Below are 8,368 nucleotides of genomic sequence, written 5' to 3' on the forward strand. Positions count from 1 at the left end.
CTCAGTCTCTGTACTCCTCCATGCGGAAGGCTTCGTACACGTCGCCCTCCTTGACGTCGGAGAACTTCTCCAGGGTGACGCCGCACTCGTAGCCGTCGGCCACTTCCTTGACGTCGTCCTTGAAGCGGCGGAGGGATGCGATCTCGTCCTCGGCGATGACGATGCCGTCACGGACCACGCGGATCTTGCTGTCGCGGGTGATCTTGCCGGAGGTGACGCGGCAGCCGGCGACGGTGCCCACGCTGCTGATCTTGTACACCTGGCGGACCTGCAGCTCGCCCAGAGAAACCTCGCGGAACTTGGGAGCCAGCATACCCTTCATAGCGTCCGAAACATCGTTGATGGCGTCGTAGATGACGCGGTACATACGCATTTCCACCTTGGTGGCGGCAGCTTCTTCCTTGGCGATGTTGTCGGGACGGACATTGAAGCCGATGATAATGGCGTTGGAAGCGTCAGCCAGGTCCACGTCGGACTTGCTGATGGCGCCGACGCCGGCGTGGATGACCCGGACCCGGACCTCCTCGTTGGACAGCTTCTCCAGCGACTGCTTGACGGCCTCGGCAGAGCCCTGGACGTCGGCCTTGACCACAATGGCCAGCTCTTTCATGTCATTCTGGGCCATCTGGGTGAACAGATTATCCAGGGTGACCTTCTGGAAGGCGGAGAACTGCTTCTCGCGGGCGGCGGCGGCGCGCTTCTCGGCCAGCTCACGGGCCAGGCGCTCGTCCTCGACGGCCTCGAACAGGTCGCCGGCCTCAGGCACAGCGGTCAGACCGGTGATCTCCACAGGGGTGGAGGGGCCGGCGGTGGTGATGGCGCGGCCCTTGTCGTCCCGCATGGTGCGGACACGGCCCACGGCGGTGCCGGCAATCAGGACGTCGCCGGCGTGCAGGGTGCCGTTCTGGACCAGCAGAGTAGCGATGGGGCCCTGGCCCTTGTCCAGACGGGCCTCCACCACAGCGCCCTTGCCGCGGCGGTTGGGGTTGGCCTTCAGCTCCATGACCTCGGCCTCCAGAGCGATCCGCTCCAGCAGGTCATTGATGCCCATGCCGGTGAGGGCCGACACGGGGATGCAGGCGGTATCGCCGCCCCAGTCCTCGGAGATCAGGCCGTACTTGGTCAGATCCTCCATGACGCGCTCGGGGTTGGCGGTGGGTTTATCCATCTTGTTGATGGCCACGATGACCTTGACGTCGGCGGCCTTGGCGTGGTTGATGGACTCAATGGTCTGGGGCATGATGCCGTCGTCGGCAGCCACCACCAGGACCGCAATGTCGGTCATGTTGGCGCCGCGGGCACGCATGGAGGTGAATGCCTCATGGCCCGGGGTATCCAGGAAGGTAATCAGGTCGTTGCCCACCTTGACCTGGTATGCACCGATGGCCTGGGTGATGCCGCCGGCCTCGCCTGCGGTGACGTTGGTCTTGCGGATGGCGTCCAGAATGCTGGTCTTGCCGTGGTCAACGTGGCCCATGACGCAGACAACCGGCGGACGGGACACCAGATCGGCCTCGTTGTCCTCCTCCTGCACAAACAGGCGCTCCTCGATGGTGACGTGGACCTCGTGCTCCACCTTGGCGTGGAACTCCTCGGCGATCAGGCAGGCGGTATCAAAGTCGATGACGTCGTTGATGGCGTGCATCTCGCCCATCTGCATGCACTTGGCGATAACCTTGCTGGCCTGCTGCTTCAGGCGGGCGGCCAGGTCGGCGATGGTGATTTCATCGGGGATGGACACCTTCAGCTGGGCATTGCGGGCCTTCTCCAGCTGGATGCGCTGCATCCGCTCGGCCTCGGTCTCCCGCTTGCCCTTCTGGAACTGCTGGCGCTGACGCTGGGTCCGCTGGGAGAACTTCTGCTTGTTGCCCTGGGGAGTGGGCTTGCGGCGGTTCTCGGTGTTCTTGGTGGAGGCCAGGTCGTCGTAGCGGACATCGAAGCGGTCCACGTTGACGTCCACAGTGCGGGTATCCACCGTCACCTGGTTGCTCTCGCGCTTGACTTCCACAGCCTCGGCGGCCGATGCCTTGGTGCCGGTCTCACGGGCCAGCTCGCTGAAGGAGACGGTCTTCTCGTCCCGCTTCTTGTGGGGCTGCTGGGGCTGGTTCTTGCGGGCGCTGTTGGCGTTATTGCCGTTGTTGTTATTGTTCTTGGCAGCCTGCGCCTGCTGCTTGCCGCTGTTGTCAGCGGCCTGGGCGTTGCCGCCCTTGCCGGCCTTGTCGCTGTTCTTGGCGGCTGCCTTGGGGGCATTGGCCTTGGCAGCAGGGGCTGCCTCCTTGGCGGGCTCGGGCTTGGCGCTGTTCAGGAAGGCCGACAGGTCTGCCTCGCTGTTGTCCCGGCTCAGCCGGTCCAGCAGGGCGTTCAGGTCCTTTTCCTCCAGGACAGAGCTGTTCTTCTTGCCCTCGATGCCGATGGCAGCCAGCGTATCGAGGATCTTCCTGACGGGCAGGCCGGTGTCCTTTGCAAAATCGGTCACTTTATATTTTACGATCATTCAGTCATTTCCTCCTCGTGTTTGATGGTGCCGCACGCATCCAGGCGGTCGTAGCACAGCCGGGCCAGATTGCGGTCTGTCACGGCAAAGACGGCCACGGGGCGGCGGCCCAGCGGAGCCAGACGGTCCATAGTCAGCGGGGTGGGCAGAACGTCCACCAGGTCGCCGACGTTGCGCGCCATGCGCTGCACCGTCTTGGGGCTGGCATCCGCTGCGGTGAGAACCAGCCAGGCCGTACCCTTGACGGCGGCGTCCTCCACCGCGTCAAAGCCCATCACCAGTTTGCCGGCTTTGCGGCACAGGCTCAGGGCCTGGAACAATGCGTCCTCCGGGGGCAGGGCCGGTTTCTTGGGGGCAGTGTTATGCTTTGGCATCGGTTCCCTCCTCCTGGGCGGCGGCCAGCTGTGCGGCCAGCGCCTCATAAACTTCGGCGGGGACGGGCTGTTCAAAGCTGCGCTCCAGCGCCTTTTTCTTCTGCGCCTTGGCCAGGCAGGCAGGGTCGGGGCAGAGATAAGCTCCCCGGCCCGGCTTTTTGCCCACCGTGTCGATGCTGATGGAGCCGTCCGGCCCCCGCACGACACGCACCAGCTCCTTTTTGGGGCGGCTGGTCTGGCAGCCGATGCACTGGCGCATGGGTATCTTCTTTTGCGGCATCCGTTTCCCTCCCCTGTTTATTCAGCGGCCTCGTCCGGCTGAGCCGATGCCTCGGCTGCGGGGCTCTCAACGGGAGCGTCCTCGGGCTTGTCTTCTTCCTCGCCGTAGTAGCCGCTCTCGGGCCGGATATCGATGTTATAGCCGGTCAGACGGGCGCACAGGCGGGCGTTCTGACCCTTGTTGCCGATGGCCAGGCTCAGCTGGCCGTCGGGCACGGTGACGCGGCAGGAGCGGGTCTCGCCGGGCAGCAGCTCCACTTTCAGGACCTTGGCCGGGCTGAGGGCCGACGCGATGAAGGCGGCGGGGTCCTCGCTCCACTGGACGATGTCGATCTTCTCACCGTGCAGGTGCTCCACCACAGCGGCCACACGGTCGCCGCGGGGGCCGATGCAGGCCGACACGGGGTTGACGTTGGGGTCGCGGGAGGCAACCGCCATCTTGGTGCGGGTGCCGGCCTCGCGGCTGATGGCCTTGACCTCGACGGTGCCGTCGAAGATCTCGGGGACCTCCAGCTCAAACAGGCGCTTGACCAGGCCGGGGTGGGTGCGGCTGATCATGACGCGGGGACCGCGCTCGGTGCTGACCACGTCGATGATATACACCTGCAGCTGCTGGCCCTCGGTGTAGGTCTCGCCGGGCACCTGCTCGCTGCGGGGCAGGATGGCCTCGCCGCCCTTGCCCATATCCACCGCCACGATGCCGCGCTCATGATCCACGCGGGTGACCGTGGCCATGACGATGTCGTGGCTCTTGGACTGGATCTCGCTCAGCTGCTGGCTGCGCTCGGCCTCACGGATGCCCTGACGGATCACGTGCTTGGCGGTCTGTGCAGCGATGCGGCCGAACTCCTTGGTCTTGAGGGGAGTGATGACCCGGTCGCCGGGCTGATAGGTCCGGCGGAGGGTCTGGGCCTTGCTCAGGGGGATCTCGGCGTACTCGCTCACCCAATCCTCATCGGCCACGACCTCCTGCACCAGGGCAACGTTGAACTTGCCCGTGGTGGGGTCGATCTCCACCGCCACATTGTCGTCCTCGACATCGTAGTTCTTCTTGACTGCAATGACGATGGCCGCGCGGATCTTCTCGATCAGGTATTCTGCAGTGATGCCGCGCTCATGTTCCAGCATGGTAAGCGCTTCAAAAAATTCGTTGTTGCCTGCCATTTTTAAGTCTTCCTCCCGGTATGTTCTCATTCAATCAGGCTGTCAAAGGGTGTACGTCCGGCCCGGACGTCCTGGGCACAGGCCGGACGCCGGCGTCCCGCCCCAAAGGGCGCGGAGCCGGGCAGAAATCCTGCGCCGCTGGGGGCCGCAGGGATCAGAACAGGTCCTCGTCGTCGCACAGACGGGCCATGGTGATGGCGCTCAGGGCCACCTGGGCGGGGCCTGCCTCGGTCTCAATGGTAATGGTGTCCTCTTCCCGCGCCGTCAGGATGCCGGCTAGATCCCGCCGGCCCGACGCATCGGGGCGGTACAGACGCAGACGGATCTTCTGGCCCATCATGGCGTCGTAGTGCTCGGGACGGGTCAGGCGGCGGCCCAGGCCGGGGGAACCCACTTCCAGATAGTAGCTCTGGGGGATGGGGTCCTCCGCATCCAGCACGGGGTCCAGCGCATGGGAAACTTCTGCGCAGGTATCGGTATCCATGGTGCCGTCCCGGTCAATCAGAACGCGCAGGTACCAGTCGGGACCCTCCTTCTCAAAGACCACATCCCAAAGCCGCAGGCCCATGCCCTCCACAATGGGGCGCACCAGAGCCTCCACCCGCCGCGCGGTATTGCCGCCAGCTTGTTTCGCCATGCTTAAACCTCCATATCAAACAAGAAAAGCGGACCTTGCGGCCCACTTTCCATTCAATCGTGTATTCGTACTATCAGAATATACCACACATCGGCGGAATATGCAAGTATTTTGAAAGAAAAGAGGCCCCTCCCCGTCCGAAAGGCCCCTTCCCGTCCCTAAACAAAAGGGAGAAAGAGGGGCCGTGCCCTCCTTCTCCCAGAAGTTTCCGGATGAATTAAGCCAGGACCCACTCGCCGCCCTCAAACAGAGGCACGGTGCAGCCGTCCCGGGTGAGGCCGGTGATGCGGGTGTCCTCGGCGCCGATCATGACGTCCTCATGGATGAGGGACTGGTTCATGCCGCGGGCGGTCAGCTCCTCCTCCGACAGGGTGGTGCCGCCCCGGGTGGTGCCGGGATAGCTGGCGCCGAACGCGATGTGGCAGGAGGCGTTCTCATCGAACAGGGTGCTGTAGAAGATGACGCCGCTGCGGTTGATGGGGCTGGAGGCGGGCACCAGAGCCACCTCGCCGATGTGGCGGGCGCCCTCGTCGGTGTCCAGGATTTCACCCAGAAGGGCCTCGTTTTCCTCGGCGCCGTACTCCACAATCCGGCCGTCCTTAAAGGTCACATGGAAGCCCTTGATGGCCTGGCCGCCGTGGATATAGGGCTTGGTGCCATAGACCACGCCGTTGACCTTGTCCTTGTGGGGAGCGGTGAAAATCTCCTCGGTGGGGATGTTGGGCAGGAACACATAGCCCTTCTCGCTGACGCTGGAAGCGCTCTCCCAGACAGCGCCGTCGGCCAGGCCCACCGTCAGGTCGGTGCCGTTGGAGCTCTCAAAATGTACCGACTCCAGGTCCAGGGCGTTCATCTTGTTCTGCAGGGTCTTGAGGCGGTCCAGATGGGCCTGCCAGGCGTGGACGGGGTCGCCGCCGGTAACCCGGCAGGTATCAAAGATCAGCTGCCAGAGCTTTTCCACGGCTTCCTCCTCCGGCAGGTCGGGGAACAGCTTTTTGGCCCAGGCCGGAGAGGGCATGGCCGCAATGGACCACTGCACCCGGTCGTTCATGGTGTACTCCCGCCAGGGGCGCAGGGCCTTGCGGCGGGCCGCCGACACGCGGCTCACCTTGCCGGCGTCCAGGCCGGCCATGGCCTCGGGGTCATTGGCCAGGAGGCTCAGGACGCAGACGCTGCCCTCGCTCTCGGCGTAGTCCAGATAGCTGCGCAGGACATAGGGTTTGACGTCGCAGAGGGCCTCCTCGGCGCCCAGCTCCATCCGGGTGCGGGTGACGTCGTCGTCGCTCCAGTCCACCCGGACATCCCGGGCGCCGGCCTCAAAGGCGCTGCGGACGCACAGGCGGGCCAGGGGGGCCGCCGCCAGGGGCGCGCTGATAATCAGGGTCTGGCCCGGCTGGACGTTGCAGCCCACCCGGACGATGAATTCGGCGTATTGCTTCAGCAGTTGTGCAAAGTTTTCCATAGTTCCTGATCCTTTCCCGGCCGGGCAGGCCGGATGATAATGGTTTTGCTATCAGTATAGCCCAATCGGCCCCGGTTGTCCACCGCCCGCCCCAAAACCGCTGCAGGCCTTGTTATTTTGCGCGGAACATGGTAAAGTAAAGAGGTACTGCGCCCGGGGCTGGCCCGGGCCGACACAACGACACGGCAAACCAGCCGCGGACGGAAAGGATGTATTTGTTATGGAACACAGCGAAAAGACCCTTGATATGATTGTCGCCCTGTGCAAGAACCGGGGCTACGTTTTCCCCGGTTCGGAGATTTACGGCGGCCTGGCCAACAGCTGGGACTACGGCCCCCTGGGCGTGGAATTTAAGAACAACGTCAAGAAGGCATGGCTGAAGAAGTTTGTGCAGGAGAGCCCCTACAACGTGGGCCTGGATGCAGCCATCCTGATGAACCCCCAGACCTGGGTGACCACCGGCCACGTGGCCAGCTTCTCGGACCCCCTGCTGGACTGCCGCGCCTGCAAGGCCCGTCACCGCGCCGACAAGCTGATCTCGGACGAGTTCCCCGACGTCAACGTGGACGCCATGAGCTTTGACGAGATGGACCAGTTCATCGCCGAGCATGAGCAGGTGGTCTGCCCCGTCTGCGGCAAGCACGACTTCACCCCCATCCGCAAGTTCAACCTGATGTTCAAGACCGCCATCGGCGTCACCGAGGACAGCTCCTCGGTGTGCTACCTGCGGCCCGAGACCGCTCAGGGCATCTTTGTCAACTTTGCCAACATCCAGCGCACCACCCGCCGCAAGCTGCCCTTCGGCGTGTGCCAGGTGGGCAAGGCCTTCCGCAACGAGATCACCCCGGGCAACTTCACCTTCCGCACCCGCGAGTTCGAGCAGATGGAGTGCGAGTTCTTCTGCAAGCCCGGCACCGACCTGGAGTGGTTCGCCTACTGGAAGGAGTACTGCAAGAACTGGCTGCTGAGCCTGGGCATCAAGGAAGAGCACCTGCGCCTGCGGGACCATGAGCCCGCCGAGCTGGCCTTCTACAGCCGTGCCACCACCGACATTGAGTACGCCTTCCCGTTCACCGACTGGGGCGAGCTGTGGGGCATTGCCGACCGCACCGACTATGACCTGAACCGTCATCAGGAGGCCTCGGGCAAGAGCCTGGAGTACTTCGACGCCGAGAGCGGCGAACACTATATCCCCTACGTCATCGAGCCCTCTCTGGGCTGCGACCGCGTGGCCCTGGCCTTCCTGTGCGAGGCCTACGACGAGGAGCACCTGACCGACGCCAAGGGCAAGGAAGATATCCGCACCGTGCTGCACCTGCATCCGGCTCTGGCTCCCTTCAAGTGCGCCGTCCTGCCCCTGAGCAAGAAGCTGGGACCCAAGGCCATGGAGATCCGCAACGAGCTGTCCAAGTACTTCATGGTGGACTACGACGAGACCGGCTCCATCGGCAAGCGCTACCGCCGCGAGGACGAGATCGGCACGCCCTACTGCATCACCGTGGACTTTGACACGGTGGGCGACGAGGCCAAGGGCATCGCAGCCGACAACTGCGTCACCGTCCGCGACCGCGACACCATGGAACAGGTCCGTATGCCCATCGACCAGCTGCGCAGCTGGCTGGAGGAGAAGATCGCCTTCTGATCTGTCCCCCGCTGAGCTTCTGAACCCATAAAAACAGCGCCCCTGCTCTTCCCATCTGAACTGCTCCAGTAAAAGTAGACAGTGAAAAAAGAAGGCCTCCTGTGGTAGAATAAAACTACTACAGGAGGTCTTTGCTATGCCCAGAAAATACAGCCACATTCAGGAACACGAGAAGGAAATAATAGAGCTTCGCAGCTAGGGAATGACTCTGCGTCAGATTGGAGAGAAGCTGGGATTCACATATAAGGAAATGCGTGGATTTCTTTCCCGATATAATCGAAAGCAGCGAAAACTTGCAGCGGGAGTTCCCCCAAAA

General features: G+C 63.4%; 7 protein-coding genes. 1 reads left to right on the top strand and 6 read right to left on the bottom strand.

Translation table 11 applies throughout. The annotated features are described in order from the left end of the window. Position 1: 1 nt before the first annotated feature. From infB to B5G28_RS10195, 6 genes are all read right to left on the bottom strand, one after another. Entirely contained in the window at positions 2-2,494 is a 2,493-nt protein-coding gene (gene infB / locus B5G28_RS10170; RefSeq protein WP_087248420.1) for a translation initiation factor IF-2, read from the bottom strand. Continuing rightward, positions 2,491-2,868, bottom strand: a complete 378-nt coding sequence (locus tag B5G28_RS10175; protein WP_087248422.1) for a 50S ribosomal protein L7ae — start codon at positions 2,866-2,868, stop codon at positions 2,491-2,493. Before B5G28_RS10175 ends, infB begins: the two co-directional genes overlap by 4 nt. After that, positions 2,855-3,148 (bottom strand): YlxR family protein, encoded by a 294-nt coding sequence (locus B5G28_RS10180; RefSeq protein WP_087248424.1) that lies wholly within the window; start codon positions 3,146-3,148, stop codon positions 2,855-2,857. The genes B5G28_RS10175 and B5G28_RS10180 overlap by 14 nt, the downstream gene beginning before the upstream one ends. Before the next feature lie 17 nt (positions 3,149-3,165). Continuing rightward, complete coding sequence (gene nusA / locus B5G28_RS10185; protein WP_087248426.1) at positions 3,166-4,311, bottom strand: transcription termination factor NusA; 1,146 nt, start codon at positions 4,309-4,311, stop codon at positions 3,166-3,168. A 154-nt stretch (positions 4,312-4,465) separates the two neighbouring features. Beyond that, a complete protein-coding gene (gene rimP, locus B5G28_RS10190) occupies positions 4,466-4,948 on the bottom strand; it encodes a ribosome maturation factor RimP (RefSeq protein WP_087248428.1) in 483 nt (160 codons plus the stop codon). Between the two features lie 217 nt (positions 4,949-5,165). Continuing rightward, positions 5,166-6,410 carry an aminopeptidase gene (locus B5G28_RS10195; protein ID WP_087248431.1) on the bottom strand — a complete coding sequence of 415 codons (1,245 nt, stop codon included), beginning with the start codon at positions 6,408-6,410 and terminating at the stop codon, positions 5,166-5,168. A 220-nt stretch (positions 6,411-6,630) separates the two neighbouring features. Here B5G28_RS10195 and B5G28_RS10200 point away from each other — a divergent pair, with 220 nt between their 5' ends. Further along, the gene (locus B5G28_RS10200; protein ID WP_087248435.1) at positions 6,631-8,052 is read left to right on the top strand and encodes a glycine--tRNA ligase; all 1,422 of its coding nucleotides are present in this window, start codon (positions 6,631-6,633) and stop codon (positions 8,050-8,052) included. Positions 8,053-8,368 lie beyond the last annotated feature (316 nt).

It is taken from the genome of Faecalibacterium sp. An77 (assembly GCF_002161315.1).
Lineage (GTDB): Bacteria > Bacillota > Clostridia > Oscillospirales > Ruminococcaceae > Faecalibacterium.

Coding starts and splice junctions, on each gene's coding strand:
- infB (WP_087248420.1), bottom strand. CDS start 2,494: ATGATCGTAAAATATAAAGTGACCGATTTTGCAAAGGACACCGGCCTG.
- B5G28_RS10175 (WP_087248422.1), bottom strand. CDS start 2,868: ATGCCAAAGCATAACACTGCCCCCAAGAAACCGGCCCTGCCCCCGGAG.
- B5G28_RS10180 (WP_087248424.1), bottom strand. CDS start 3,148: ATGCCGCAAAAGAAGATACCCATGCGCCAGTGCATCGGCTGCCAGACC.
- nusA (WP_087248426.1), bottom strand. CDS start 4,311: ATGGCAGGCAACAACGAATTTTTTGAAGCGCTTACCATGCTGGAACAT.
- rimP (WP_087248428.1), bottom strand. CDS start 4,948: ATGGCGAAACAAGCTGGCGGCAATACCGCGCGGCGGGTGGAGGCTCTG.
- B5G28_RS10195 (WP_087248431.1), bottom strand. CDS start 6,410: ATGGAAAACTTTGCACAACTGCTGAAGCAATACGCCGAATTCATCGTC.
- B5G28_RS10200 (WP_087248435.1), top strand. CDS start 6,631: ATGGAACACAGCGAAAAGACCCTTGATATGATTGTCGCCCTGTGCAAG.